Source organism: Halorubrum shenae (genome assembly GCF_051194165.1).
Taxonomy (GTDB): Archaea; Halobacteriota; Halobacteria; order Halobacteriales; family Haloferacaceae; genus Halorubrum.
Genome location: NZ_JBLZNI010000007.1, coordinates 18,878 through 44,804, shown reverse-complemented (window position 1 = coordinate 44,804; position 25,927 = coordinate 18,878). Strand labels below are relative to the sequence as shown.

Sequence of the window (25,927 nt, the reverse complement as noted above, 5' to 3'; positions counted from 1 at the left end):
CTCTTGTTGACTCCCGTTAGCGGTATCGGTCTCGTGGACGCACAAGAACCGACGAGCGACGATCGGTTCGTTCGCGGCGAACCGGACCTCGACGTGCATGTGCCGTCGAACACGGTCGTTCCGGGCCAGACCCAAGCGATCGAGCTGTTCGTTACGAACGACGGGGAGATCCAGGTCGGGTCAGTCAACAACCGCAATTCCGTTACCAAAGCACGGAACGTCCGAGTGACCGTCGAGGCCGACGATGACTCGCCGATCACGGCCGAGACCGGAACGCAAGCGGTGGGCTCAGTTACGAACGACCAACCGAAGGCTACCTCGTTCCGGCTGACGGTTCCCGAAGACGCCGATCCCGGTGAATACGATCTGGACGTGGAACTCGACTACTCGTACACGAGACAGATATCCGATCGGTCAGGCATAACGGATGAACGGTCCGCGTCGGAAACTCGAACGGTCACGATCGAGATCGACGACGACCCCCAGTTCATCGTCCGGAACACGTCGACGTCCGCGCAGATCGGTGACTCGGGTGCATTGTCGCTGGTAATGGAGAACGTCGGAACGCAGACGGCGTATGATGCGAGCGTTAGGACGACATCGACCAACGGAAACGTCGTCTTTGGCGAGTCCGCGGTCGATGAGACGCACGCCGGGTCGTGGGAGCCAGGAGAGGTAAAAACGGTCACACACGATCTTTCCGTCAGGGACGACACCAGCGTTCGTCCGTACACGTTCGACACTGCCGTCTCGTTCGACGACCGCGACGGGATCGAGAACGTGGACGACGGGATCAGTAGCAGCGTGTTACCGCTTCCCGCACAGGAGTTCGAGATCGAGCTGACCGAGTCGACGCTGCGGGTCGACGAGGAGGGGTGGATTCGTGGCGAAGTGACGAACACCGGACCGACCACCGCCGAAAGCGTCGAGGTCCGCGCTCAGCTGGCGGATCCGAACCTGTATCCGATCGAGGACTCGTACGCTGTCGGGACGCTTGAACCGGGGGAAACGGCGGCGTTCGAACTGCGCCTCGATGTCGGCGGCGAGGCCGAGGCGGTTCGAAAACTCATCGACGTAGACGTTCAGTATCGGACCACGGACCGCAACAAGCGGGTGGACGACGACGGTGACGTGATCGTCGATGTACAGGACCGCCGCAGCGAGTTCCGCCTCGCCTCACAGCAACACCAGATCACCCCCGGAGAGACAGAAACCATCACCATCGAGGTGACCAATAATCTCGACGAGACGGTCACCGATATCGAACCGAAACTGTTCAGCGACGACCCGCTGTCCGCCCCCGATGATATCGCGTTCGTTCCCGAGTTGAAACCTGGCGAAACGACGACGATTCGCTTCGAAGTGGGCGTCGGCCAAGACACGGTACCGAAGACGTACGCGGCGACCGTCGACATGCGGTACGACGATGCCGACGGCGAAAGCCAGATCTCCGACACGCATCGGGTGACGATCACGGTCGGTGAGCCCGACGAGACGACGAACCCGCTTCTCATCGGGGTCGCCGTCGTACTCTTCGTCGTTCTCACGGCGGGGCTGTACGCTTGGAGACTCCGATAATGCCGGTTCGAAACGATGAATGACGAGCACGTCCTCGTCTCGGCACTGAGCGACTGGATCGTTACCCATCCGGTACAGGTCGTCGTCCTGTTTCTACTGCTCACTGCCGGGTTTGCAACCGGAATGAACGATATCCGGATGGCGGGCGGAACCGACCAGTTCTCCGAAGATATCGATGCGTACCAAGTCAACGAGTATGTCGACGAAACGTTTGGCTCCACCTTCGAGGACGACCCGGATACGACGCTCCTGCTTCAGGACGATCGAGATGTTCTTTCGAAGGAGAGCCTGTTGCGGATGCTCTCCGTCCAACGCGAGATGGAGGATCGCACCTCACAGCGCGTGATAGAGACGGCGAGTCCGGCGGCATTCGTGGCGACCGAACTCGATCCGTCGGCTATGACGACCGACGCGCAGATCCGAACGATACGGATGGCAACTGACACCGAAGTGCGGCGGGCGATACGGGTCCAAAGCGAGAATCCGGAGTTCACGCGGCTGGTTGGAGATGACTTCAGTCCGCAATCCGCATCCGCCACGGCGGCGATCGGCGTCGTCAGCCACGACGCGAAAGACAGTTCTGAAACCTTCGAACAGATCCAACTCGAAACACAGCGTATCACGAACGCAGCCGACGGGGACATCCGCGTGTTCGGTTCGGGAATCTCCGAACACGAGAACATGCAGGTCTTACAGGATTCGCTCTCGGCGTCGATTCCTGCGGTGATCATCCTGCTGGTTCTCTTCTTGGCGATCTCCTATCGTGACCCGTTCGACCTGTTTTTAGCCGTTGTCGGGCTTGCGATGTCGTTGATCTGGACGTTCGGCTTCCTCGGCCACGCTGGAATCCCGTTTACCCAGTTACAGGTGGCCTTACCGCCACTTCTGCTGGCTATCGGTGTCGATTTCGGGATCCACGTCATCAATCGCTACCGCGAGGAGATCGACGACTCTGCGGTTACGGATCCTGTCGATAACGCGACGGTGGCAAAAACGGTTCGCCGGGCGATCGCCCCGCTCATGGTGGCGTTCTTCATGGTAACGACGACATCGGTGATTGGATTCTCCGCAAACATGGCGAGCGGGCTGTCGCCCATCGCTGACTTCGGGCTCGTCGCCGCGGTCGGGATCGTCGCCGTAATGTTGATCTTCGCCGTGTTTTTGCCGGCCGCAAAGCTCCTGATCGAGCAGTTCCGGCACCGAACGCCGTTACCGGCGTTCACCTCGAAACCGCTTGGTGACGAAGATTCGATACTGGGGAGGCTCATTCCGTACCATCTCAACATCACGAACCGCATGCCCGTGTTGTTCCTGCTTGTGTTGGTGGTGACCGCCGGGGCAGCGGGCTACTACGGGCAGGACGTCGGATCGTCGTTCGAGGACGAGGATATGCTCCCTCCCGAGGAGCTTCCGGACTACTTAAACGCGTTACCGGCAGGACTGCAGCCCGGAACGTACACCGTCACGGAGAGCCTCGGTTTCCTCGAAGACGAGTTCGAGACGACGGAGGGTGAGACCGTAACGATATATCTACAGGGATCGTTCGCGGAGGACCACGCGTTGGAGTCGATCCATCGGGCGGGGAACGATCCTCCATCGTCGGTCGTCACCGACGACTCTCGACACGCCGAGACGACGAGCATTTTGACCGTGATCGACGCCTATGCCGACGAGTCCGCGTCGTTCAACGCGCTCGTCGAACGGAGCGATCGGACGGGTAACGGCGTTCCGGACGCCAACGTGGAGCGCATTTACGATGAGTTGCTCTCCTCGCCGTACGAAGCGGAGGCGCTCCGATACATCACTGCGGACTACCGAGAGATACGGATCGTCTACTCTGTCGAGACCGATTCGACCGATGCGGCGATCACCGCGGATGCGGAGTCGATGGCGGACGGGTCCTACCGATACGAAGCTATCGAGAGCGGAGACATCATTGTGTTCCAGCGGGTCTCCGAGGAGGTCCGCAACTCGGCGATCACGGCGTTGATGATCGCTCTCTCGCTCGGCGTGATCTTCCTGACGGGACTGTACTACGCGCTAGAACGGCGGCCGATATTGGGCGTAGTGACGCTCTCGCCGATCGTCGTCACACTCCTGTTTCTGGTTGCAACCATGCGGTACCTCGGTATCCCGTTCAATACGCTCACGGCGACAATTCTGTCGGTCACGGTCGGAATCGGCATCGATTACGCGATCCACGTCGTCCATCGGTTCACCGATGAGTTCGATGCCAGGGACGACGGGCTCGCTGCGGTCCAGATTACGCTTCAAGGAACTGGCGGTGCCTTATTCGGAACCACAGTCACGACTGCGAGTGCCGGTATCGCGTTGTATTATCTCTCGATTACACCGATCCTGATCCAGTTTGGAGCGTTGATCGCCATTAGCGTCACCTACGCGTTCATCGCTTCCACCGTCGTGCTTCCGGTGGTCCTCATTATGTGGGCCCGGTGGGAGTCCGGTCGTGAACGGGCAAGATTGCGACCGCATTTGGGGTGAACCGTCAGGAGAAGCGGGCTCACTCGAGATAGTGGTGGCCTCCCTACTCGCTCGCGGTGCTCGCTCGTGGAGGAAGGGGCATTCTCGCCTTAATGTTGGTAACAGTCTCGCACCGGAACGGTCGTGATCGGGCGTCCCTCTGAGAAACCTCACCTGGGTGAGATTACTGAACGACAGCAGATCAGGTTGCTACGCGCCAAGCTTTTTGAAACCTACTGTCGTATCGGCAACCATCCGTGGCTGATACGTTTCTGGTCAAATTGGAGACATCCGCCTGCGATCGCTGTCCAGTAGGGGCACTCTCGGAGAGAATGCCCCTCCGAGAAGTGCGGGTCGATCCTATCGACGAGCGCGTTGACTTCGTCGTCGACCAGCCCTCGGCAGACCAACCGAGCAATCTGGAGTTGCTGGAGTTTGCAGGAGAAGCTCACGGCCGGTACGACCTCAAGGATGAAGATCACAACTGTGATGCTTCTGACGGCGACATGGATCTGCTCGACTCAGAACGCGATGCATGTAACTCCTGCGCCTGTAACGGGTTTATATCGGCGTTTTCTAGCTTCCCTGTGTCGCCACACAAGGCTCGGATCGATGACGGTGAGCTGATCGCTACGTTTATTCTGACTGGATATGACGAGCTTCAGTCGATCGTCAACGCGCTCGGTACAGCCAAGATTCGCCAGATCCTCGTTCAACGGGATACAAGCGGCGACCAGTCGAACATAGTCCCGATTGATCTCTCCGAAGTGACGGAACGACAGGCAACAGTAGCTACCGTCGCGATCAAAAAAGGGTATTTCGAGCCGAACGGTGCCACAGCCGACGAGATCGCCGCCGACCTCGATCTAGCGAAGTCGACCGTCTCCGAACACCTCCGGCTCGTGACGGCGACCGTACTGTCTCAGCTTTTCGGCAAGGACACTTAAACTCCCGAATAGTTCGGGAGTAGCTACTTGCTCGCTTCTGGACCACCGTATGATATGTTACGCTACTGTGTTCTGTGATTAATACCGGACGATCGGACCACGGAAAACGGGAGCACGTGGACGAACGCCTCAGTAGACGGAACGGATCTGCAAGACCGAGTCCATACCGCCGGACCGGCTCATCGACACACTACACGATACAACATAATGGACCGACGAACGATTGCTATTCTCCTCATCGTGCTCGCCGTGCTGCTGCCGACGTGGTACGTCGGACTGCACGGCGAGCCACCGTCGGAGGAGGTCAGGATCGACCAGAGCGTAAGCGAGATGCAACCGCTGGAGGGGTTCGCGGACACGCCGAACAAGCTCTCGCCGAGTCAGGTCGGCGTGATCGTCTGGGTCGCGCTGCTCGGGCTTCTGGGAGCCATGGCGTTTTTCCACCGCTTCATGAACCAAGCCGCACGGCCCGACCCGAGCGGCGGCGGCCCGGGCGATGCGGGCGGTGCGACCGACGCGGCCGCCACCGACGGCGGGGGGCTTGACGCCCCGCCGCCGGAGGGAGTGAACCGAGCGACGTTCCCCTGGTTCGAGACGGAGGACCGGTGGGTCGTCGAGTACCACGACGCGAGCGACGCCATCGAGGGGCTCGTCGCAATGGGTGGGCTCACCGCCCTCGCCATCGTGTTTTCGGCGCTGCTCACCGCCGAGTACCTCACGCTCGCGCGGACTCAGTACTTCGGCATCTACGCCTTCGGGCTGTTCATGTCGCTGCTGGGGTCGACGGTGTCGTACTACGCGTGGTTCATGCCCCACATCGAAGTCGCTGAACGGAGGGACCACTGATGGGAGACGACGTACCTGATCCACGACCGACGCGAGAGGAAACCGACGATCACCCCGGTGACGGCGAGCTGTGCGACGCCTGCCCGGAGAACGACGACGGGCTCGCCGTCGACCCGAGCATCTACCGGCCGTTCTGGAAAGACGCGCGCGCCGAGCTCAAACGGCGTGACTACGCGAAGATCCTCGCGACAGTCGGGGGGATCACGGCGGTTGGGAGCCTCGCCGCGCCCGTTGCAGGGCTCACGCGGGTGTTCGACACCAAGTATCAAGGACCGGTGTACGAAGACGGGATCCCCCTCGTCGACGACGCCGGCGAGCGGATCGCGGAGGACCGCATCGCTCCCGGCGAACAGCTCACCGTCTTTCCCGAGCCGCGTCCGGGGGTCGAGGACGCCCCGACGCTGCTCGTGCGCTTCGAGGAGTCGGCGTACAGCGAGGCGGTGCGCGACGAGTTCACCGTCGGCGGGTACGCCGCGTTCTCGAAGGTGTGTACTCACGCGGGCTGCATGGTCGCCGACCGCGACGGCGACATCCTCGTCTGTCCGTGTCACTCCGGGCGGTTCGACCCGGTGACGGGCGCACAGGTTGTCGGGGGACCACCGTCGCGGTCGCTGCCGCAGCTCCCGATCACGCTCTCGAGCGACGGCTACCTCGTCGCGACGGGCGACTTTCAGGGGCCGATCGGCCCCGGGGGTGACTGATGTCTCGGATCGACGCCGCGACCGACCGTGCCGAGTCCGCGTACGACTGGGTCGACTCGCGGCTGGATCTGGACGACGGGAGCGACTTCCTCGGCAAGGCGTTCCCCGCGGAGGACTCCTTCCTCCTCGGCGAAGTCGCGCTGTTCTGTTTCGGCATCCTTGTCGCCACCGGAACGTTCCTCGCGTTCTTCTACGAGCCGAGCACGGCCGCCGTCGAGTACGCCGGCAGCGTCGCACAGTACCAGGGCCAAGAGGTGCCGGCGGCGTTCAAAAGCGTCCTCAACATCACCTACGACGTGCCGTTCGGGATGTTTCTGCGGCGCATGCACCACTGGGCGGCACACCTGTTCGTCGCGTCGATCGCCTTACACATGCTCCGCGTGTTCTTCACCGGGGCGTACCGCAACCCCCGTGAGCTGAACTGGCTCGTTGGGACCGGCCTCGCCGGGCTGGCGATGTTCGCCGCGTACACCGGCTACTCGCTCCCGTACGACGAGTTCGCGAGCACGGCAGTCGGTATCGGTTACAACGTCGCCGCTTCTATCCCCCTCGTGGGCGATCCCCTCGCGAGCATCGTGTTCGGCGGGCAGTTCCCGACGAGCGCGACGATCCCGCGGCTGTTCTTCCTCCACGTCTTCCTCATCCCGGCCGCGATCGCGGGGCTCATCGCCGTACATATGGCCATCCTCATCCGGCAGAAACACACCGAGGCGCAGCGCGACGAGGACGTCGTCGCCGCGGAACCAGGTGGTGCTGCGAAGACGAGTGATGGCACTCCGCCCGCAGGCAGAGGCCCCGAGGCGGCCGACGGCGGCGCACGCCTGATCGACCGCGACGACGACAGCGTCGTGATTGGGCTCCCCGCGTTCCCGAATCAGGCCGCGGTGAGTGCGGTCGTGTTCTTCCTCACGATGGCCGTGCTCTCGCTGCTTGCTGGACTGCTCCCCGTGCACAACATCGCCGAGTACGGGCCGAACGACCCGGCGTCGACACCCTCGCTCGTCATGCCGGACTGGTTCCTGATGTGGGGGTACGGATTTTTGAAGCTCACTCCCTCGTGGCTGAGTTTCGACGTGCTCGGCGTTCACATCAGCTCGGAGTTCGTGGGCGGCCTGTTCCTCCCGAGCCTGGTGTTCATCGCCGTGGTGGTCTGGCCGTTCATCGACCGCGCGGAGGAGCCAGAGCACTTCTCCCAGAACTACCTCGACCGCCCGTTCCCGACCGCGGTCGGTATCGTCGGCATCACGCTCGTCATGGTCGCCTCTATCGCCGGCATGGACGTGATTGTCGCCGAGATTCTCGGCACCTCGACCGCCGTGCTCCGACCCTACCTGATTGCGGCGCTCGTGCTTGTCCCGGCCGCGGCCGGCACGCTCACCTACGCGATCCTCGGCGGCTTCGAGGACGATTCGGAGGGCGGCGGCGAGGAACCGACGATATCGGGAGCCGACGGAACCACGTCGACCACGGAGGGATCGGGCGATGACTGAGTCGAGCGCGTTCCAGTTGGCTGAGTTGTCGCCCCGTCGGTACCGCTGGGCGGATCGAGTGACAAAACTGGCAGGCGTGGGGCTGATCGCCGTCGGACTCAACGCTGGCGGCGGGACGCCCGCGGGCATCGCATTCGCGCTGCTCGGCGTCACGCTCGGCCTCGCGACAGTTCTCATCGAAAACAATGACTGACACGACAGACACACCGACCGAATCGAGACGAGACGCCTCCGGCGCCGCGCGCCGCGACTTCCTGAAGGGGGTCGGGGTGGCAGCCGCCGTCGGCGCCACCGGGCTTGGCTCCGCGCAGGACCTCACGGAGATGACGACGCTGGAGGTCGTCGACGACCCGATCGGCAACTACCCGTACCGCGACTGGGAGGACCTCTACCGCGAAGAGTGGGACTGGGACGACAAGGCCCGCTCGACCCACAGCGTCAACTGCACGGGCAGCTGCTCGTGGCAAGTCTATACGCGGAACGGGCAGGTGTGGCGCGAGGAGCAAGCCGGCGACTACCCGCGATTCGACGAGTCGCTTCCCGACCCGAACCCCCGCGGCTGTCAGAAAGGGGCGTGTTTCACCGACTACGTGAACGCGGACCAGCGCGTCACGCACCCCCTCCGCCGGACCGGCGAGCGCGGCGAGGGAAAGTGGGAGCGGATCTCCTGGGACGAGGCGCTCACCGAGATCGCCGAAGAGGTCATCGACACCGTGGAGGACGAGGAGTACGACGCGATCAGCGGCTTCACCCCGATCCCGGCGATGAGCCCCGTGTCGTTCGCTGGGGGGAGTCGTCTGGTCAACCTTTTGGGCGGTGTCAGCCATTCCTTTTATGACTGGTACTCCGACCTCCCGCCGGGACAGCCGATCACGTGGGGGACCCAGACCGACAACGCCGAGAGCGCGGACTGGTACAACGCCGACTACATCATTGCGTGGGGCTCGAACATCAACGTCACACGCATCCCCGATGCCAAGTACTTCCTCGAAGCCGGCTACGACGGTGCCAAGCGCGTCGGGATCTTCACCGACTACAGCCAGACGGCGATCCACTGCGACGAGTGGATCGGTCCGGAACCCGGGAGCGACACCGCGCTCGCGCTCGGGATGGCGCGCACCATCGTCGACGAGGAGCTGTACGACGACGAGCATTTAAAAGAGCAGACGGACATGCCGCTGCTCGTCCGCGAGGACACCGGGAAGTTCCTCCGCGCGAGCGAGGTATCCGGGCTGAGCGTCGACGCCGACCGACCGGAGAAGGTGTTCGTCATGCAGGACGCCGACGGCACTCTCCGGACGGCGCCCGGATCGCTGGGCGAGCGCGACGGGCAGCACGACCACTCTGTGAGCATCGAGCTCGACTTCGACCCCGAACTCGCCGCCGAGCGAACGGTCACCACGACCGACGGCGACGTCGAGACGCGCTCGGTGTGGCTGAACCTCCGCGACGAGCTGTCGGAGTACACCCCCGAGCGGGTCAACGAGATCACCGGCGTCGGCGAGCAGACCCACCAGAAGATCGCTCGCGAGTTCGCCGCGGTCGACCGCGCGAAGATCATCCACGGCAAGGGGGTCAACGACTGGTACCACAACGACCTGGGCAACCGCGCGATCCAGCTGCTCGTCACGCTCACGGGGAACCTCGGTCGACAGGGGACCGGCCTCGACCACTACGTCGGTCAGGAGAAGATCTGGACGTTCAACGGGTGGAAGAACCTCTCGTTCCCGACCGGAAGCGTCCGAGGCGTCCCGACGACGCTGTGGACGTACTACCACGCCGGGATCATGGAGAACACCGACCCGGACACGGCAGCGAAAATTCAGGAGTCGATAGACAAGGGATGGATGCCGCTGTACCCGAGCGAGCGCGACGACGGCAGCCGCCCCGACCCCCGGGTCATGTTCGTCTGGCGCGGGAACTACTTCAATCAGGCCAAGGGGAACATCGCGCTCGAAGAGGAGCTGTGGCCGAAGCTCGATCTGGTCGTCGACATCAACTTCCGGATGGACTCGACGGCGCTCAACAGCGACATCGTCCTCCCGACGGCGAGCCACTACGAGAAACACGACCTGTCGGTGACGGATATGCACACCTACGTGCACCCGTTCACGCCGGCGGTGGAGCCCCTCGGCGAGTCGAAGACGGACTGGCAGATCTTCCGCGAGCTCGCCGCGAAGATCCAGGAGCTCGCCGAGGAGCGTGGCACGGAGCCGATCGACGACCGGAAGTTCGACCGACAGATCGACCTCCAGTCGGTCCACGACGACTACACCCGTGACTGGCTCGACGACGATCCCGGTGCGCTTGCGGATGACAAGGCGGCCGCGGAGTTCATCCTCGACCACTCCGAGGAATCAAACCCCGAGGGGACCGACGAGCAGCTCACGTTCGACGACATCGACGAACAGCCGCGTCGCCTCCTCGAAGCCGGCGACCACTGGACCTCGGACATCGAGGAGGGCGAGGCGTACACGCCGTGGAAGGACTACGTGCAGGACAAGAACCCGTGGCCGACGTTCACGGGGCGCCAGCAGTACTACATCGACCACGACTGGTTCTTGGAGCTCGACGAGCAGCTCCCGACACACAAGGAAGCGCCGGTGTTACAGGAGAAATCGGAGTACCCGCTCGGATACAACACGCCCCACAGCCGCTGGTCGATCCACTCGACGTGGCGTGACAACTCCAAGATGCTCCGGCTGCAGCGGGGTGAGCCGACCGTGTTCTTGAACCCCGACGATGCCGAGGAACGTGGTATCGAGGACGGCGACACCGTGCGGGTGTACAACGACCTCGACTCGGTCGAGGTGCAGGCGAAGATCTACCCGAGCGGGGAGCCCGGTACGGTCCGGCATTTCTTCGGCTGGGAGCGGTTCCAGTATCCCGACCGCAACAACTTCAACTCGCTCGTGCCGATGTACATGAAGCCGACGCAGCTTGTCCAGTACCCCGAGGACACGGGCGAGCACCTCCACTTCTTCCCGAACTACTGGGGGCCGACCGGCGTGAACAGCGACGTTCGGATCGAAGTCGAGAAGGTCGAAGACGGCGCGGCGTCGCTCGCTGCCGGCTTGCTCGAGGAGTCGGCGACTGGGTCAGCGCCGTCCGACTCTGGATCGAAGTCGCGCAGTGCGTTGGATCGCGTCTCGGACCTTCTCGGAGGTGACGACTGATGAGTACAGACGACACTGTCCGCCAAACCGACGACGGTGATGTCCCGCTCGCGGAGGGCGTCGATCACCAGGTAGCGATGGTGATGGACCTGAACAAGTGCATCGGCTGCCAGACGTGTACGATCGCGTGTAAGACCAACTGGACCGAGTCCGGGGGCCGCGAGTACATGTACTGGAACAACGTCGAGACCAAGCCCGGCTCCGGCTACCCCCGCGACTGGGAGGAGATGGGCGGCGGCTGGGACGAGGAGGGGAAGTCACGAACGCCCGGCGAGCTCCCGGAGAAGGAGAACTACGGTCGCGCCTGGGACTTCAACCACGAGGCGATCATGTACGAGGGGAGCGACGAGCCGCTCCGCCCCATGGAGAACGCCGACTGGGGGCCGAACTGGGACGAGGACGAGGGCGCCGGCGAGTACCCGAACTCGTACTACTTCTACCTCCCCCGGATCTGCAACCACTGCACGCACCCCTCCTGCGTGGAGGCGTGCCCGCGCTCCGCGATCTACAAGCGCGAGGAGGACGGGATCGTCCTCGTCGACCAGGACCGTTGTCGCGGCTACCGGTACTGCGTCGAGGGGTGTCCCTACAAGAAGGTGTTCTACAACGCCCAAACGAAGACCAGCGAGAAGTGCATCTTCTGTTACCCGCGGATCGAGGGCGAAGGTCCGGAGGGCGAGGTTCGACCCCCGTCCTGTGCCGAGGACTGTCCGCCACAGCTCCGGCACGTCGGCTTCCTCGACGACGAGGAGGGCCCCATCCACAAGCTCGTCAACGAGTACGAGGTCGCCTTACGGCTCCACCCCGAGTACCGGACGGAGCCGAACGTCTACTACATCCCGCCGTACGCGCCGCCGCAGACTTCGGAAAGCGGCGAGACAGTAAACGCGGAGCGCATCCCGCGCAACTACTTAGAAGAGCTGTTCGGCCCGCAAGTCGAGTCCGCGCTCAACACGATCACCCGCGAGCGGGAGAAGGCCGAGCGCGGCGAGGAGAGCGAACTCATGGAGATCCTCTCGACGGTGAACAACGACGACCAGTACCGGCTGGAGGTGTTCGACGATGACGGCTGACGATTCGATGGCCGGCAGCGGACTCGGGTCGCGGGAACTCGCCGTGGCGGCCGCGATCGCGCTCGCCGTCGTGGTCGCGACCGCGGCGTTCCCGATGATGGTCGACGCCCGCGCGGCCTACGAGATCCCGGTCGAACAGCAGACGGGTGCCAGCGAACTCGCAGATCCGTCCGGCGACGCGTGGGAATCGGTTGAGACTGTGAGCGTCCCGCTGAGCAGCTCCGGCGCGGCGGTTCCGGGCGGCTCAGATACTGCAATCGACTCAGCCAGCGTCGCGGCCGCGCGGACCGACGATCGGCTCTACCTCCGGCTGTCGTGGAGCGACGGGACGGCGAACACGTCGACTGACTCGCTCCGCGCGTTCGCCGACGCCGCCGCGGTCCAGTTCCCCGTTTCGTCCGAGGAACGGCCGCCGATCGCGATGGGGTCGAGCGACAATCAGGTGAACGTCTGGTATTGGAACGGAGCCGACGGGACGGAGTCGCTGCTCGCCGGCGGCGCCGGCAGTACGACGCAACTATCGGAGTCGACGGTGGAGACGACTGCGACACACACCGGTGACCGGTGGAGCGTCGTGTTCAGTCGACCGCTCGCGTCCGACCGCGCGAACGTGACCGACATCGACGCCGACGAGGACGTGAACGCCGCGTTCGCGGTCTGGGAAGGATCGAACGACGAGCGCTCCGGCCAGAAAGCGGCCAGCGAGTGGTACTACCTCTCGCTCGGCCCGGACGAGGGCGGGGCGCCGTACGAAACGGTACTGTGGGCGCTCGCCGGCATCGCCGTCGTGTTCACCACGCTCGTGACCGTCGAGGGCATCCGCCGAACGAGGGGTGAATGACCGTGTCGGGATCGACACCCGAACGCGACGGAGCGCAGCCTGACACAGAACTTCAGAGCGACGGAGTTGACGACCAGACCGCCGCCCGCGGGAGCGTCTACGCGCTCGCGGCGGCGGCCTTCGCAGAGCCGAGCGGAGGTATCTACGAGCAGTTCGCGGACGGTTCGCTCGACGAGGTGATGGCGGCGCACGTCGACCGGAGTAACCTTGGTGTTGAGCCGCCGGACCTGACAGTCGAGGACGACCGCGAGACACTCTCGGCCCGGTATAATGACCTGTTCGTCGTCGGTTACTCCGAGGTGATCGACGGGACGGACGGGACGATCGAGAACCAGGGGCCACCGGTCTCGCTGTACGAGTCGACGTACCGCTCGGACGTGTCGTGGAACGACGTGAACCTCGACCTCGCCCGAGCGTACGAGCACTTCGGGTGCGAGATCGGCGGCGAGGGGCGCCGACATCACGACCACGTCCGGCTGGAGCTCGAGTTCGCAGGGTATCTCTGTCGGTTGGCCGCCGCCGACTCCGATGCGGGCGGAGGTACTGACCCCGTCGAGCCGTCAAACCTCGACCGCGCGCGGCTCGACTTCCACGACCGTCACCTCTCCGTCCTCGCGTCGGGGCTCCGGAGTACCCTCGATGAGGAACCCGGGACGAGCGTCTACGGGCGACTCGCGCGCTTCTTTGACACATTCGTCACCGCCGATGTCGACGATCTGGCCGTCCGGCTCGACGCGGGAGTCGGAGGCGAACGTGAACACGCGGTCGTTGACGATCCAGACGGAGACGGGGCTGACGGGGGTGATCGCTCGTGAGTTCGCCGACGAAACGCGCGACTGCGCGAGCGACCTCACCGCGGTCCCTCGGTCGCTTCGGCGGTCGCGTCGGCTCGGTTGGCCTGCTCGCCGCTGTCGCCGTCGGGGTCGCGGCCGCGGTACGCGTGCTGTACAACGCGCCGCTCGAACCGATCGCGTTTCCGCCCCGACTGGTCCCGACAGTCGGGACGGTCGCGGCGCTCGCGACCGGAATCGCGCTCGCGGCTGTCGCGCTTTCGACGGGGCGTCCGGTCGTCCGCGTCGGGTTCCTGTTTGTCGGCGTGTTCGGCGTGCTTGCGACGCTCTCCGGCGCGGCGACGGTCGCTGCAGCCGTCGCGATCCCGGTCGGCGCGGGGATCGCGTTCGCCCGCGCACTGGGGGTGCCGGCGTCCTACTTCCAGCTCCGGCGCGGCGTCATCGCGCTGGCGTTCGCGCTCGCCGTCGGGCTCTCGCTCGCCGCGACGGCCGGGCTCGTCGGGTCGTCCTTCCGAGCGGCCGGTTCCGTCGCGTTCCTCGCGGGAGTGACCCTCCTCGGCGTTCGTGCCGAGGGCGACGCGGTCGCGCTCGGCGCCGGCGCGCTCGCGTTCGCGGGGGTCGTCGCCGCGAGCGCCGCCGCGCCGTACGTCACCGGGAGCGCGCTGCTCGTCGGGTTCGCCGTCGTCGGGAGCCCGCACTTCCTCGTCGCGACCGCGGCGTTCGGCGGGGTCGCCGCCGCCGTCTCCGGGCTCCGCGACGGCGACGCGTGGCTCGCGGTCGGCGCGACCCTGCTGCTGCTCGCGGGCGTCCCCGCGACGCCGGGGGCCGCGACCGCCGTCTGTCTCGGCGCCGCGCTCGCGATCCTCGACCCAGAGGAGTTCTTTGGGCCGCCGGACGCGCCGGACACGCCGGACGCGCCGGACACGTCCGATAAAACGAGGGTGAGCGCCCAATGAGAGACCCCGACGAGGCGACTGACGGACCCACCGATCCCCGTGTTCACCCCGAAGAGAGCCCGGGATTCGGCGAGGAGCCTGACGGGCTCGAAGACATCGAGGTGAGCCGCGACGTGACGATCGGCGACGCGAGCCCACGGGAGCTACAGGCGACCGACACCGCGCCGCTCCGAGGGACTGACGCCACAGAGAAGATTGAGAACCTCGTCGCCGGTGACCCCGTCGAGCGCCGGCGGGCCGCGCTGGCCCTCGGCGAGGATCGACCCACCGCGGCCGCCGTCGGCGCGCTGATCGAACACGGCCTGGCGGACGACGACGCCGACGTGCGTCAGTTCGCGGTCGAGGCGCTCGGCGAACTCGGCGGCGAGCGGGCTGGTGAGGCCGCGGTATCGGCGTGCGACGACCCAGATCCGTGGGTTCGCGCCGAAGCGGTCGTCGCGCTCGACCGGCTCGACCGGAGCGAGTACGCGGCGACGATCGAGGCGGCGCTGGACGACGACCACCACGCGGTCGTCAGGAACGCGATGGTCTCGCTGTTCAAGCTGCGCGGCGAGGCGCTGTGCCCCGTCCTGCTGGAGCTGTCGCATGCGGACAGCGAACGGCTGCGGGAGTGGGCCGTCCACCTGCTGGCCGGCGTCGACGACGAGCGAGCCACCGCTCGCCTCGACGCAGTCGCAAACGACGAGACGCAGCCGAAAGTCGTCCGGAGCACCGCCGTCCGCGCGCTCGACGCCGACCCGGGGAAGTTCCGGCGGCAGTTCAGCGGCGGCACCGAAAACGACAGCGCCGACCTGCCCGGCGAAAGCATGCTCAACCGCCGACCGGACCTGTGAACTGCTCGGCTCCGGAACCGACAACGACACCGACTCAGACACCATGACAGACCCCACCGCAGAAATCGACGACGTCAACGACGCGGACGAACCGAACGCTCAGGAATCGCCCGCCGACGCAGTGGAGGCGGCGCTCCGGAAGGTCCGGGACCCGGACGCCGGCGTGAGCGTGTTCGAGGCCGGCGTCGTTGAGGACGTGACAGTCACGGACGAGACCGCAACGATCACCGCGGACCTGCGGGAGTTCCCGCGGGACGCCGCCGAGCGGGTGTCGGCCGCTATGGTGCGTGCGGCTTCCGACGCGCCAGGTGTCTCGAACGCGCGCGTCGAGCAGGTCGACCCGAGCCCGGACCTCGACGGTCGGTCGTCGGGGATCGAAGCCGCGGACCGGGTGATTGCGGTCGCGAGTACGAAGGGAGGTGTCGGGAAGACAACGATCGCGACGACGCTGGCGTGCGCGCTTGCGGCGGGTGAGGCCGATAGTGACAATACCCCCTCAGTCGGGCTGTTCGACGCCGACATCTACGGCCCGAACGTCCCCGAAGTGGTCGGCGCGAGCGGCCCCGTCTACAGCGACGATGAGGGGAACCCGGTCCCGGTCGATGCCGGTGGGCTGGAGGTGATGAGCATGGCGATGCTCTCAGACGACGGGCCGCTCGCGTGGCGGGGTGCGATGGCCCACGACGCGCTCTCGGACCTGTTCGAGACGACCGCGTGGAGCGACCCAGAGACGGTCGTTGTCGACATGCCCCCGGGAACGGGTGACGTGGCGCTGACGACTCTTCAGGAGGTGCCGGTTGACGGCGTTGTTCTCGTCACAACGCCGTTCCATGCCGCTGTCTCCGACACTGGGCGCGCGCTGGAGCTGTTCGAGGAGAACGACGTGCCCGTGCTCGGCGTCGTCTCGAATATGGGTGAGTTTGTCTGCGAGGAGTGCGGCACTCCCCACGACCTGTTTGGCGGCGACAACCCCATCGAGGCGCTTGACCTGCCGATGCTTGCGGAGCTCCCGTTCGATCCGGAGCTGCAGTCGACGCCGGAGCCGGGGGCCGACGCCCTCCCCGAGTACGCGGCGGAGTTAGCGACCGCTGTCGACGAGCGCTACGAAGAGATCTGGTCGGTCGATCCGCCCGCCGACGCAGTCGACCTCCGCGGACTCGATCCGGAGACCCGTAAGGAGCGCGTCGAAGCTCAGTTCCGCGCACTCGACTCGGGCGATGAGTGTTTCATCGTGAGCGACCGCGACCCCGCACCGGTCCGGGGATTCCTGCTCGATCTGGTCGACGCCGACGAGCTCCTCAGCTTCCGCGTCAAGCGACAGAACCCGGAGACGTGGTTCGCACGAGCGATGCGACCGTGAACGCTCGGTACCGGCGTCGACCAATTTGAAGCGACCGCCGATCGGACACCACGTGACGGCAACCGGATCGCCGTCTGCGGCACCAACGACGTCGTTGACGACCTCGTGGTAGTTGAGGATCTGAATCGGGTAGGCGCGTGCAGGCGACGCTTCGTCGGCCGGCTCGACGACCAACACGTCATCGTCTGGGTCGCCAAAATAGTCGTCGCCGAACGTCGGATGGTCGATGCTCGGGATGGCCTCTTTCGGGAGGACGGAAATGACATTCATCGCCGACTCGCTCGGGTCGTTCACTGGTCGTCGGGGTCCGTGAGGTGTTCTCTTCCCCAGTCACGCATAGCGATGATCACCGGCTCTAAAGACCGCCCACGATCAGTTAGCGAGTACTTCACGCGGAACGGTTTTTCGCTGACGATAGTTCGGTCGACGAACCCGTGTTCCTCGAGGTCCTCGAGGACATCGGACTGAACCTTTCCTGAGATCCCGTCGACCTCCTCTTTGAGCGCGTTGAATCCCAGCGGGCCGTTCTCCAAGAGTCGGTGAATAACGACCGGATGCCATTTCTTGCCGATCAGCGTCGCAGTCGTCGTGATGGGTCACCACTCGCTACCCGCACACCATACCGCTAGCGGTTCCGGTTCTGTACTCATATCGGATTCACGGCTGCCACGGAAATGAGCGACGACGGCCTGCTGGAGTCGTTGTCAGTTGTCGGCCTCTTGAGCCTCTGTTGTATCGGGTTCGGCGGGATCGCCGGCGGGGCGGTCCTCGCGGGCGGCGGCGCTTCCGCCACCGTTGTCACCACGGGCGCGTCGAGCGCCCGCGGCGCGCTGATCTCCGGGGGCGTCACGTTCGCGACGGTGTTCGTCGCGGCCGTCGCGATCCGATGGCGACTGAACCGGTAAGCGTGAGCGACGTCGACGCTCAGACGATTCCCGCGCCGCCGAGGATCAGTCGGATACCGATAACCGTCAACAGCCCGAGGACGACTCCTCGACGGAGGCGCTCGCTTACGCGTCCCCGGAGGCGCTTCCCGACGGCAACGCCGGCGACCGCGGGGACCGCGGCAGCGACCGACGCGAGGGCGAATCCCACGTCCGGGTAGAGCCCGAGCGCGCCCGCGGCGACGACGCGGAGGCCGTTGATCCCGACGAATACGAGCGCGACGACACCGATGAACAGTCCGTGTGAGAGGTCGAAGCTCCGGACGAACGCGACCAGCTGCACGCCGACGTTCGTCGCCCCGAAGAGGACGCCGGAGACGCCGCCGACGATCGCCATGACGAGCGGCGTATCGGCGAGGTTCCGGTCGCTCACACTCGGCAGCGACGGGAGGGGGACGGCGCGTTGGTTCGTCGCCACGAAGCCGAGCGAGACGAGCCCGAGCAGCACGCGGAGCGGGGCTCCCGGGAGCCGATCGAGCAGCGCCATCCCCGCGATGGTCCCGACGAGGGCGGCGACGAGCAGGGGCGCGAAACGGGCGCCGCAGGTCCGGAGTTCATCGCGGGTGAGGTCGCCGACGAGCGCGACGTTCACGGCGAACATCGGAAGGATCATAAACGCGACGGCGGTGGCCGGGTCGAGCGTCGTCGCGAGGACCATCGTTCCGACGACAGCGAAGCCGAACCCCGCGACCCCGTTGACGGCGCCCGCGACCGCGACGATGAGGGTGATCGTCGCCACCAGTCCGACGGAGAGCGCGAGGGTCATACGCCCGTGAGGGGGCGGGCATTTATAAACGACCGCTGTCTGTGCGGCGCAAGGGCACGCTCGGCCGAGGCTCATACCGCCCGCCCGCCGTAGTTAACCCATGCTCCAGACCGGACAAACGGCGCCGACGTTCGATCTTCCCGGCGCGGACGGCGGGCGGATCGACACGCACGGACTGGCCGAGTACGCCGACAACGGGTGGGCCGTCGTGGTGGTGTTCTACCCCTTCGACTTCCACCCGGTGTGTACGACGCAGATGTGCACCCTGCGGGACAGCGAGGCGCTGTCGCTGCGTGAGAACACCGTCGTGCTCGGCGTGTCCACGGACGGCGTCTACAGCCACCGCGCGTTCGCCCAGAAGCACCGGATCGACTTCCCGCTCCTCTCGGACAGCGACGGGCGCGTCGCCGAGGCGTACGGCGTGCGCGCCGACGAGATCGACGACCACCGCGGGGTCGCGCGCTCAGCCGTCTTCGTGGTCGACCCCGACCGCACCCTCCAGTACGCGTGGCGGAGCGAGGAGACCACCGACGAGCCGGACCTCGCGGCCGTTGAGCGCGCAGCGGGGTGTCACGGCGACGAATGCGCGCTGCCGGACGGGAAGTCCCATTTATAAGCCTCCTCATGGCGTCGCCGTTGCGTATGCCGTGACCAGTTCCGACGGGTTATAAGCCCGTCAAGCACGTTTTATTGGTTATGGCGACGTCAAATTCCCTCTCCACGATGCGATTGTACGGAAGTATCATCGCGCTCGTCTCCGGCGGGTATTCGATATACCTGGCGACAACGGGAACCGGGATGGCCACGTCGGCGTGGCTGATGCTCGCGTTGGGAGTCGTCGTGCTCGTCCACGGTGCCGTCCTCCTCACGCCGCTTGCCGCTCGGCTCGGAAGCGCGAGCGGTCTGCTCATGCTCGGGTACGCGGCGGTGATGCTCCTGAATCAGGTGTGGATGGTATCGATGGGGAGCTCCGGAATGGGCGGCGGAATGAGCGGGATGAACGACGTGAACACCGTCGCGGGCGGCATGGGTTGGGACGCGGGGATGGTCGCCATCGCGCTGCTGATGCTCGCCAGCGGTGCCATCATGACTGCGCGCCGGGACATGATGTCGACAACGGGCGCGATGGCGGCGGATTGAGTTCGATGGCGACGGATTGAGCCCGGTGGCGACCGATCGACGACCTCCCCGCGCTCGAGCACGTAGTTTCTCTTTCACCGTCTTTGACATCCTCCCCGCGCTGAACAGTAGCTGCTGAATCAGTTCGTTTCAGCCATCGATCTCGTGTGAACGACGATCTACGTACATATACCCGATAAAGGAGTATATAAATGGAATGCGCCGAGTTCGACGATCAGCACCTTCGATATGCGCTGTGTTGAGAGGTTCGGCAACTACTGTGAAGGGCGAGGTTTTAGCCTTGTGATTCCGACAAATGACCAGGGAAATATATTATATGCTTTCGATATGTGACTGTTTATATTTGGCTTATTGTATAATATCTATCGAACTCGAAGATCGCATCTGTGAGGTTATCAATCAAGTATGACTTACTACCTTGACTTTCTTGAGGACGGATCAGTACCTCTAAAAATTCGTTAAGATTTTTGAAAATAAGTGTCTACACTAATATACCCTACCGCTTTGTCTCAATTAGCGTTAGCGAATCGTGGCTGTGGAACTACGCAGGTGTGGATTCAAAGACTGGTTCCGGATCGGTGAGTTGAGTGTTATCACAGATCCGAATACGACCGTCATTTCGAATGAACACATTCCAAGTATTGACCTGAGAACTAACCAAATTCTCCGCTTTGGATGCGCCGCTGTGCTTCCCAAAGAGCTGATTGATGGCGTCAGGATCCACGAAGTCATCGATTGGTGGAAGTTCAAGCGTGTCGACCTCAGCTGCTTCTGAACGAGCTTCTATAGTGGCTTCTACCGGCGATCTGTCGCTTTCAGCGCTGTACTCGGCAGCCACGACTGGCTTACAGGTACGATAACAGATACCGCCAAAACCGCGCTCAAATCCATCTGATTGGCTTCTGTGGATTCTGAACTCGCAAACTATCTCACCGGCGATAGCGGGCCTTTCTAATGAATTATCAAATTCAAATATATTATTTTATTTAGATAGTTATGGTTGGCTGTGACTGCGGAGCCACCACGCCATCGCTGTCTCGGTCCTCGTTTTACTCTCCCGATCCAGTCCCGACCGATCGACTACCGAAGCGCGAAGTGGTGCGAGCGGCTCACCGAATGGCTCGTTCCCAGAAGACTATTCCTCTCGGTGAACGTGCCTCCAGTATGAGCGATTCAGGCGAACCTGGCGACAGCAGGAGCGGCCGGCAGACGAAGGTCGCCAGGTTAATCGACGAGTACGGGTTAGAGGCGCTGGGCCCTGAAATGGAGCGCCGATGGACCTCAGACGGTGACGACCGACTGAGTCTGCGTGCGCTTGCGGACCATTTCAACCAGCAATTGCTGGCGGACCGGATGGGGGAAGCGGGAATGCAACCCCTCGCCGGTGAGACCGAGAACACCTACCGATTGCTGACGGACGACGACGTCGGCAGCGCCGACCGGACGCGGACCCGCCGCCGACTCGAGCGCAACGGGGTCGACGTCGAGAGCCTACAGGACGACTTCGTCACCTACCAAGCGATCCGGTCCTACCTGAGGGACGACCGCGGTGCCGAGCACACCACGGACGACCGTCCGCGGACCGTCGTCGAAGCGGAGAACATCCAGCGACTCCGAGGGCGGGTAACGACGGTCACGGAAGATCGGCTGGAACAGCTACGGAGCGGTGGTCACGTTCAGCTCGGGGACTTTCGCGTCTTCGCGGAGATCAACGTGTTCTGCGAGGACTGTGGCACGCGGTACGAGATAGAGGGGCTGCTCGAACGCGGCGGCTGTGAGTGTTCGGAGTGACTGCGCTGTCGGTTCGCGAGTCACGAACCCGCTGCTCTGGCGTCTTTCCGACCGTTCAGGGACGCATCCTTAAGATTTATTTGTCTACCGCTGCCATCCGTTCATAATGCAGGTCGAACAGGTAGACGATCACGACGCCACCCTTTGGGCAGAGAACATTGGGGGGATCGAAGAGACGACAGTCTCGTTTTCCCCCGGCGTGACGGTGCTCGTCGGACGCAACGCTACGAACCGGACCTCCTTCCTACAGGCCGTCATGGCCGCGCTCGGGAGCGAGAACGTCGCGGTCAAAGGCGACGCCGACGAAGCCGCAGTTGAACTCTCGATCGCCGATGAAACGTACACGCGGCGATTCCACCGTCGAGGGGACAGCATCTCGTCTTCAGGTGAGCCGTACCTCGACGACCCCGACCCCGCGGACCTGTTCGCGTTCCTCCTCGAATCGAACGAGGCGCGCCGAGCCGTGGCCGTCAACGCCGACCTCCGAGAAGTCATCATGCGGCCCATCGATGTCGACGACATTCGAGCGGAGATCGATCGCCTCGTCGAACGGCGGGACTCCCTCGAGTCGGAACTCGACGAGCTCGAGTCTCTCAAACAGAAGCTCCCGCCGCTGGAAGAGAGACGGAGCGACCTGCGATCACAGATCGAGGGCAAGAAGGCGGAACTGAGCGCGAAACAGGAGGAACTCGCGGCGGCTGACGTCACCGTTGACGAGAGCCGCGACGAGACGTCCGCCCTCGACGAGAAGCTCGAACAGTTGGGGTCGAAGCGGTCGGCCCTGGACGACACCCGGTACGAACTCGAGACGGAACAGGAAAGCCTCGAGGCGATCACTCGTGACCAGCGAGAACTCGAGAGCGAACTGACCGATCTCCCCGATGTCCCGGCGGAGAAAGTCGACGAGCTCGAATCGGAGATACGTCAACTTCGGGACGAGGAACAACGGATAACGAGTCGGGTGAACGAGCTTCAGAGCGTCATCGGATTCAACGAGGAGATGCTCGATGACGCCGGATCGGGGGCGTTCGACGGGCTCGGCGGCGAGGACGCCGAGGACGTGACCGGGAAGCTGCTTGAGGCAGACGACGTGACCTGCTGGACGTGCGGCAGCAGCGTCGAACGGGAGCAGATCGAAGCCACCCTCGAACAGCTGCGAGACCGCAGCCGGACGGCGGTCGGCAGAGCGAAACAGCTCGAACGCGAGATAGACGAGCTTGAGACGGAAAAGCGCGAGTACGAGCGGTCACAGCGTGAGCGCGACCGACTGGAAGAGCGACTGTCCGAGATCGAACGCGAGCAGGAAGAGATCGAGGCACGCACCGAGAGCCTCCGCGAGCGTCGCGAGACGCTGATCGAAGAGATCGAGGTGATCCAAGCCGAGGTCGAGGAACTGGAAAGAGACGACTACGGCGCGGTGCTCGACCTCCATAAGGAAGTGAACCAGCTCGAGTACGAACTCGGCAAGCTAGAGAACGACTTCGAACGCGTCGACTCCAACGTTACGGAGATCGAGGACCGGCTCGCCGATCAAAACGAGGTCGAGCGCGAGCAGGAGGCGGTCTCAGACGAGATCGAGTCGCTCCGGACGAAGATCGAGCGCATCGAGGAGGACGCGGTTGAGCAGTTCAACGAACACATGGACAACGTGCTGGAGCTGCTCGACTACGACAACCTCGAGCGGATCTGGATCGAGAGGGTCCAGCGGGAGGTCCGCGAAGGGCGCCGGAAGGTCACGAAGACCGTGTTCGAGCTCCATGTCATCCGTACGTCGGCGTCCGGCGCCGCCTACGAGGATACCATCGACCACCTCTCGGAGAGCGAGCGCGAGGTGACGGGCCTCGTGTTCGCTCTCGCCGGTTACCTTGCCCATGAGGTGTACGAGACGGTCCCGTTCGTGGTGCTCGATTCGTTGGAGGCCATCGACTCCGAGCGGATAGCGACGCTCGTCGAGTACCTCGGCGACTACACCGGCTACCTCCTCGTGGCGCTGCTTCCCGAGGACGCGGCCGCCCTCTCCGACGAGTACGAACGGGTCGCCGAGATATAGTCGCGGCGCGTCCGCGGGAGACGCTGTTCGGTCTCCCTGACCGCTAACCGTCCCGGACTATCGCTCGGCGCGCATCGACGACAGCAGACCGAAATAACAGTCGTACTGTTGTTATTCAGCTACCCGGGCGGGCGACGGCGCCCGGCGTCGGACCGCGCTTGGTGTGGAACACGAGACAAGAGTTTATCACAAGAGCGCATACATAACAATTTAATGACTATATCGGAGCGCTCTCTTACTGTGATTGTAGCAATAAAATTTCGAAAATAAATAGTATAAAATGTCGTATGTATATCTTGACGAGCATCGAACACTGCCGGAGCGGCCGGATCTCACCGTTCAACCGCCACCGCCGGTTCGCTCAGACGACGAGGGCGACTGACCGGTACGTATTTGACTGTCGACAAGCAACTTGCGTCCGAATGTCGGGCCGCAGTGACGCCCCACTCGAAGGAGTGGTGTTAGACGATGTCGATCCCGAGTCGATAGCGCCGACCGAACTCCGTGCCGCTCTCGAGTCGGAGCGCTCTTTGGTCCGTCAGCGCGGTGCGCGCGTCTGTGCGGCGCTCGCCGCGGACGACGTCGACAGGGTCCGTCCGTTCGTCGACGAACTGGGCGCGGTGTTACGCGACGAGAACGCGGGCGTCGTCCAGACTGCGGCCGCGGCGCTCCAAGAAATCGCGGCGATCGACGTGGACTCGGTCGTTCCGGTCGTCGACGACCTCGCGGTGTTGGTGGGGTCGGACCTCCCGAGCATCCAGTTGGCGGGCGCTCGGCTGCTCGGTGACGTGGCCGAGGAGCGGCCGGCCGACTGCGTGCCGGTCCTCGGCGACCTCCTCGACGGGCTCAAGGACGCACCGGTCACCGCCGGCGACGACTCGTACGCCGCCCACGTCGAGGATCGCGGGACCAAGGAAGCCATCCAACAGCGCGAGCGGGAGAGCCAGGAGTACGAGCAGCACGCGCGCCAGCTCGCGTCGAACGTCGTCATTGCGGCGGCGAACGCCGAACCAGCGGCCGTCGCCGACCACGCCGAGGCCCTCGCCGACCTGGCTGCCACGGACGACGTCGTCGTTCGGAGCGCGGCGCTGGACGCGCTCGGAACGCTGGCTCAGGAGTCGCCCGAATCGGTGCGACCGCACGTATCGGTCGCCGTGACGGCGCTGGACGCGGAGGCGAGCGTCGTCAGAGCGCGGGCCGTCAGATTGTTCGGCTTCCTCGGCGACGGGAAGTACGTCGAAGCGCTCGAACGAGTCGCGGAGTCCGACGCCGACGAGGAGATCGCGACGTTCGCCGGAGAGACGGCGTCGTTTATCGCCCGATAACCGCCGACGCCTCACTCGTCCATCGCTCGCTGTGTGCAGTACCAGTACGCGCCGCCGAAAACGACCAGGCAGCCGCCGACGAGGATGGCATCGACCAGCGCGATGACGTAGGCGGCGGTTCCAGGCTGAAGGAACAGGAGCGAAAACGCGAGGAGTAGTCCCATCACGATGACGACGGCCAACAGCAGCGGCAACTGGGTCCGCTGTTCGCACACCGCGTCGACGAGCGCTTCTCTGAGCGTCATACCCGTGACACTGTGTCGACGGTGATTAACGTCCCGGTACGGCCGGAAGGCGCTCGCGGTGACGCCGCGCGTTCCGCCGGTGTTTTTATGCCCCTGCCGTCGGTGTACGTGGTATGAAACGCGGTCTCGTAAGCCTCGAAGAGACGGACGCACACCGCGACCTGTTGGCGGAGGCGGCGGCCAGCGCTCGGGGGAGCGACGGCGACCTCGTGGCGTTGTGGCACCTCGACGCCGACGAGTACAACGAGAACGTGACGACCCTCGAAGCCGTGGGTCGGATCGAGAACGTCGAGTACGACCACTCCAGCATCATCGACGGCGCGGCGTCGAACGCGCGGTCGTTCGTCAGGAGCGTGCTGGGCGACACCGACGCCGACGTACGGATCGTCGTCGACGTCGGGTCCGAAGACGGACGCGCGGGCCGAGTACTCGACACCGCCGACGAGCACGACTGTGACCACGTGTTCATTATCGGCGACTCGCGATCCCCGACCGGAAAGGCCGTGTTCGGCGACTTCGCCCAGCGGGTGGTCCTCGACTTCGAGGGATACACGACCGTCCGGACCGTGTGACCGGTCCGCGAACCGAGTCGC

General features: G+C 64.3%; 25 protein-coding genes and 1 pseudogene. 21 read left to right on the top strand and 5 right to left on the bottom strand.

Annotated features, from left to right (window positions below; genetic code table 11):
* Window positions 1-33: 33 nt before the first annotated feature.
* The 14 genes from ACNS88_RS09970 to ACNS88_RS09905 all read left to right on the top strand — a co-directional run bounded on the left by ACNS88_RS09970 (window position 34) and on the right by ACNS88_RS09905 (window position 17,073).
* Complete coding sequence (locus ACNS88_RS09970) at window positions 34-1,578, top strand: COG1361 S-layer family protein (protein ID WP_435096681.1); 1,545 nt, start codon at window positions 34-36, stop codon at window positions 1,576-1,578.
* A gap of 15 nt (window positions 1,579-1,593) precedes the next feature.
* Entirely contained in the window at window positions 1,594-4,080 is a 2,487-nt protein-coding gene (locus tag ACNS88_RS09965; protein ID WP_435096678.1) for an efflux RND transporter permease subunit, read from the top strand.
* Window positions 4,081-4,316: 236 nt separating this feature from the next.
* Window positions 4,317-5,006 carry a helix-turn-helix domain-containing protein gene (locus tag ACNS88_RS09960; RefSeq protein WP_435096675.1) on the top strand — a complete coding sequence of 230 codons (690 nt, stop codon included), beginning with the start codon at window positions 4,317-4,319 and terminating at the stop codon, window positions 5,004-5,006.
* Between the two features lie 207 nt (window positions 5,007-5,213).
* Window positions 5,214-5,852: a hypothetical protein gene (locus ACNS88_RS09955; protein WP_435096672.1), complete on the top strand. Its 639-nt coding sequence runs from the start codon at window positions 5,214-5,216 to the stop codon at window positions 5,850-5,852.
* The gene (locus tag ACNS88_RS09950) at window positions 5,852-6,553 is read left to right on the top strand and encodes a QcrA and Rieske domain-containing protein (protein ID WP_435096669.1); all 702 of its coding nucleotides are present in this window, start codon (window positions 5,852-5,854) and stop codon (window positions 6,551-6,553) included. Before ACNS88_RS09955 ends, ACNS88_RS09950 begins: the two co-directional genes overlap by 1 nt.
* Window positions 6,553-8,043: a cytochrome b gene (locus ACNS88_RS09945; protein ID WP_435096666.1), complete on the top strand. Its 1,491-nt coding sequence runs from the start codon at window positions 6,553-6,555 to the stop codon at window positions 8,041-8,043. Before ACNS88_RS09950 ends, ACNS88_RS09945 begins: the two co-directional genes overlap by 1 nt.
* The gene (locus ACNS88_RS09940; protein WP_435096663.1) at window positions 8,036-8,236 is read left to right on the top strand and encodes a DUF8120 family protein; all 201 of its coding nucleotides are present in this window, start codon (window positions 8,036-8,038) and stop codon (window positions 8,234-8,236) included. Before ACNS88_RS09945 ends, ACNS88_RS09940 begins: the two co-directional genes overlap by 8 nt.
* On the top strand, window positions 8,229-11,219 hold the full coding sequence (gene narG, locus ACNS88_RS09935; RefSeq protein WP_435096660.1) for a nitrate reductase subunit alpha: 2,991 nt from the start codon (window positions 8,229-8,231) through the stop codon (window positions 11,217-11,219). The genes ACNS88_RS09940 and narG overlap by 8 nt, the downstream gene beginning before the upstream one ends.
* Window positions 11,219-12,292 carry a nitrate reductase subunit beta gene (gene narH / locus ACNS88_RS09930; RefSeq protein ID WP_435096657.1) on the top strand — a complete coding sequence of 358 codons (1,074 nt, stop codon included), beginning with the start codon at window positions 11,219-11,221 and terminating at the stop codon, window positions 12,290-12,292. Before narG ends, narH begins: the two co-directional genes overlap by 1 nt.
* Window positions 12,282-13,133 (top strand): ethylbenzene dehydrogenase-related protein, encoded by an 852-nt coding sequence (locus tag ACNS88_RS09925; protein WP_435096654.1) that lies wholly within the window; start codon window positions 12,282-12,284, stop codon window positions 13,131-13,133. Before narH ends, ACNS88_RS09925 begins: the two co-directional genes overlap by 11 nt.
* Window positions 13,130-13,948, top strand: coding sequence for a molecular chaperone TorD family protein (locus ACNS88_RS09920; RefSeq protein ID WP_435096651.1), 819 nt, complete (start codon window positions 13,130-13,132; stop codon window positions 13,946-13,948). Before ACNS88_RS09925 ends, ACNS88_RS09920 begins: the two co-directional genes overlap by 4 nt.
* Window positions 13,945-14,880, top strand: a complete 936-nt coding sequence (locus ACNS88_RS09915) for a DUF8068 family protein (protein WP_435096648.1) — start codon at window positions 13,945-13,947, stop codon at window positions 14,878-14,880. The genes ACNS88_RS09920 and ACNS88_RS09915 overlap by 4 nt, the downstream gene beginning before the upstream one ends.
* A complete protein-coding gene (locus ACNS88_RS09910) occupies window positions 14,877-15,713 on the top strand; it encodes a HEAT repeat domain-containing protein (RefSeq protein ID WP_435096645.1) in 837 nt (278 codons plus the stop codon). The genes ACNS88_RS09915 and ACNS88_RS09910 overlap by 4 nt, the downstream gene beginning before the upstream one ends.
* A 43-nt stretch (window positions 15,714-15,756) precedes the next feature.
* On the top strand, window positions 15,757-17,073 hold the full coding sequence (locus ACNS88_RS09905) for a P-loop NTPase (protein ID WP_435096642.1): 1,317 nt from the start codon (window positions 15,757-15,759) through the stop codon (window positions 17,071-17,073).
* Between the two features lie 45 nt (window positions 17,074-17,118).
* Here the strand turns inward: ACNS88_RS09905 and ACNS88_RS09900 are convergent.
* A pseudogene (locus ACNS88_RS09900) lies at window positions 17,119-17,343 on the bottom strand (DUF3179 domain-containing (seleno)protein); the annotation flags it as partial.
* 20 nt (window positions 17,344-17,363) lie between these two features.
* Window positions 17,364-17,666 (bottom strand): winged helix-turn-helix transcriptional regulator, encoded by a 303-nt coding sequence (locus ACNS88_RS09895; protein WP_435097074.1) that lies wholly within the window; start codon window positions 17,664-17,666, stop codon window positions 17,364-17,366.
* Between the two features lie 81 nt (window positions 17,667-17,747).
* On the opposite strand from ACNS88_RS09895, the gene ACNS88_RS09890 reads away from it, so the two are divergent.
* Entirely contained in the window at window positions 17,748-17,978 is a 231-nt protein-coding gene (locus ACNS88_RS09890) for a hypothetical protein (protein ID WP_435096639.1), read from the top strand.
* 19 nt (window positions 17,979-17,997) lie between these two features.
* Here ACNS88_RS09890 and ACNS88_RS09885 read toward each other — a convergent pair whose 3' ends face one another.
* Window positions 17,998-18,783, bottom strand: a complete 786-nt coding sequence (locus ACNS88_RS09885) for a sulfite exporter TauE/SafE family protein (RefSeq protein ID WP_435096636.1) — start codon at window positions 18,781-18,783, stop codon at window positions 17,998-18,000.
* Between the two features lie 100 nt (window positions 18,784-18,883).
* Between ACNS88_RS09885 and ACNS88_RS09880 the strand changes: the two genes are divergently transcribed.
* Both ACNS88_RS09880 and ACNS88_RS09875 read left to right on the top strand, forming a co-directional pair.
* The gene (locus ACNS88_RS09880) at window positions 18,884-19,399 is read left to right on the top strand and encodes a redoxin domain-containing protein (RefSeq protein WP_435096633.1); all 516 of its coding nucleotides are present in this window, start codon (window positions 18,884-18,886) and stop codon (window positions 19,397-19,399) included.
* Window positions 19,400-19,506: 107 nt separating this feature from the next.
* Window positions 19,507-19,923: a hypothetical protein gene (locus ACNS88_RS09875; protein ID WP_435096630.1), complete on the top strand. Its 417-nt coding sequence runs from the start codon at window positions 19,507-19,509 to the stop codon at window positions 19,921-19,923.
* 541 nt (window positions 19,924-20,464) lie between these two features.
* Here ACNS88_RS09875 and ACNS88_RS09870 read toward each other — a convergent pair.
* Window positions 20,465-20,761: a HalOD1 output domain-containing protein gene (locus tag ACNS88_RS09870; RefSeq protein ID WP_435096627.1), complete on the bottom strand. Its 297-nt coding sequence runs from the start codon at window positions 20,759-20,761 to the stop codon at window positions 20,465-20,467.
* 326 nt (window positions 20,762-21,087) lie between these two features.
* Here ACNS88_RS09870 and rdfA point away from each other — a divergent pair, with 326 nt between their 5' ends.
* The 3 genes from rdfA (at window position 21,088) to ACNS88_RS09855 (ending at window position 25,089) form a co-directional block, all read left to right on the top strand.
* Window positions 21,088-21,714, top strand: coding sequence for a rod-determining factor RdfA (gene rdfA, locus ACNS88_RS09865; protein ID WP_435096624.1), 627 nt, complete (start codon window positions 21,088-21,090; stop codon window positions 21,712-21,714).
* A gap of 106 nt (window positions 21,715-21,820) precedes the next feature.
* On the top strand, window positions 21,821-23,764 hold the full coding sequence (locus ACNS88_RS09860) for an archaea-specific SMC-related protein (RefSeq protein WP_435096621.1): 1,944 nt from the start codon (window positions 21,821-21,823) through the stop codon (window positions 23,762-23,764).
* Between the two features lie 422 nt (window positions 23,765-24,186).
* A complete protein-coding gene (locus tag ACNS88_RS09855; protein WP_435096618.1) occupies window positions 24,187-25,089 on the top strand; it encodes a HEAT repeat domain-containing protein in 903 nt (300 codons plus the stop codon).
* 11 nt (window positions 25,090-25,100) lie between these two features.
* Here ACNS88_RS09855 and ACNS88_RS09850 read toward each other — a convergent pair whose 3' ends face one another.
* Window positions 25,101-25,334 carry a hypothetical protein gene (locus ACNS88_RS09850; RefSeq protein WP_435096615.1) on the bottom strand — a complete coding sequence of 78 codons (234 nt, stop codon included), beginning with the start codon at window positions 25,332-25,334 and terminating at the stop codon, window positions 25,101-25,103.
* A gap of 113 nt (window positions 25,335-25,447) precedes the next feature.
* Here ACNS88_RS09850 and ACNS88_RS09845 point away from each other — a divergent pair, with 113 nt between their 5' ends.
* Window positions 25,448-25,906: a universal stress protein gene (locus tag ACNS88_RS09845; protein WP_435096612.1), complete on the top strand. Its 459-nt coding sequence runs from the start codon at window positions 25,448-25,450 to the stop codon at window positions 25,904-25,906.
* The last annotated feature ends 21 nt before the right edge of the window (window positions 25,907-25,927 follow it).

Excerpts from the sequence above, each read along its gene's own strand:
- ACNS88_RS09905 (WP_435096642.1), top strand. The coding sequence starts at position 15,757 with ATGACAGACCCCACCGCAGAAATCGACGACGTCAACGACGCGGACGAA.
- ACNS88_RS09945 (WP_435096666.1), top strand. The coding sequence starts at position 6,553 with ATGTCTCGGATCGACGCCGCGACCGACCGTGCCGAGTCCGCGTACGAC.
- ACNS88_RS09965 (WP_435096678.1), top strand. The coding sequence starts at position 1,594 with ATGAATGACGAGCACGTCCTCGTCTCGGCACTGAGCGACTGGATCGTT.
- ACNS88_RS09845 (WP_435096612.1), top strand. The coding sequence starts at position 25,448 with ATGAAACGCGGTCTCGTAAGCCTCGAAGAGACGGACGCACACCGCGAC.
- ACNS88_RS09850 (WP_435096615.1), bottom strand. The coding sequence starts at position 25,334 with ATGACGCTCAGAGAAGCGCTCGTCGACGCGGTGTGCGAACAGCGGACC.
- narH (WP_435096657.1), top strand. The coding sequence starts at position 11,219 with ATGAGTACAGACGACACTGTCCGCCAAACCGACGACGGTGATGTCCCG.
- ACNS88_RS09860 (WP_435096621.1), top strand. The coding sequence starts at position 21,821 with ATGCAGGTCGAACAGGTAGACGATCACGACGCCACCCTTTGGGCAGAG.
- ACNS88_RS09885 (WP_435096636.1), bottom strand. The coding sequence starts at position 18,783 with ATGACCCTCGCGCTCTCCGTCGGACTGGTGGCGACGATCACCCTCATC.
- ACNS88_RS09880 (WP_435096633.1), top strand. The coding sequence starts at position 18,884 with ATGCTCCAGACCGGACAAACGGCGCCGACGTTCGATCTTCCCGGCGCG.
- ACNS88_RS09875 (WP_435096630.1), top strand. The coding sequence starts at position 19,507 with ATGCGATTGTACGGAAGTATCATCGCGCTCGTCTCCGGCGGGTATTCG.
- ACNS88_RS09910 (WP_435096645.1), top strand. The coding sequence starts at position 14,877 with ATGAGAGACCCCGACGAGGCGACTGACGGACCCACCGATCCCCGTGTT.
- narG (WP_435096660.1), top strand. The coding sequence starts at position 8,229 with ATGACTGACACGACAGACACACCGACCGAATCGAGACGAGACGCCTCC.
- ACNS88_RS09955 (WP_435096672.1), top strand. The coding sequence starts at position 5,214 with ATGGACCGACGAACGATTGCTATTCTCCTCATCGTGCTCGCCGTGCTG.
- ACNS88_RS09925 (WP_435096654.1), top strand. The coding sequence starts at position 12,282 with ATGACGGCTGACGATTCGATGGCCGGCAGCGGACTCGGGTCGCGGGAA.
- ACNS88_RS09940 (WP_435096663.1), top strand. The coding sequence starts at position 8,036 with ATGACTGAGTCGAGCGCGTTCCAGTTGGCTGAGTTGTCGCCCCGTCGG.
- ACNS88_RS09855 (WP_435096618.1), top strand. The coding sequence starts at position 24,187 with ATGTCGGGCCGCAGTGACGCCCCACTCGAAGGAGTGGTGTTAGACGAT.
- ACNS88_RS09950 (WP_435096669.1), top strand. The coding sequence starts at position 5,852 with ATGGGAGACGACGTACCTGATCCACGACCGACGCGAGAGGAAACCGAC.
- rdfA (WP_435096624.1), top strand. The coding sequence starts at position 21,088 with ATGAGCGATTCAGGCGAACCTGGCGACAGCAGGAGCGGCCGGCAGACG.
- ACNS88_RS09890 (WP_435096639.1), top strand. The coding sequence starts at position 17,748 with ATGAGCGACGACGGCCTGCTGGAGTCGTTGTCAGTTGTCGGCCTCTTG.
- ACNS88_RS09920 (WP_435096651.1), top strand. The coding sequence starts at position 13,130 with ATGACCGTGTCGGGATCGACACCCGAACGCGACGGAGCGCAGCCTGAC.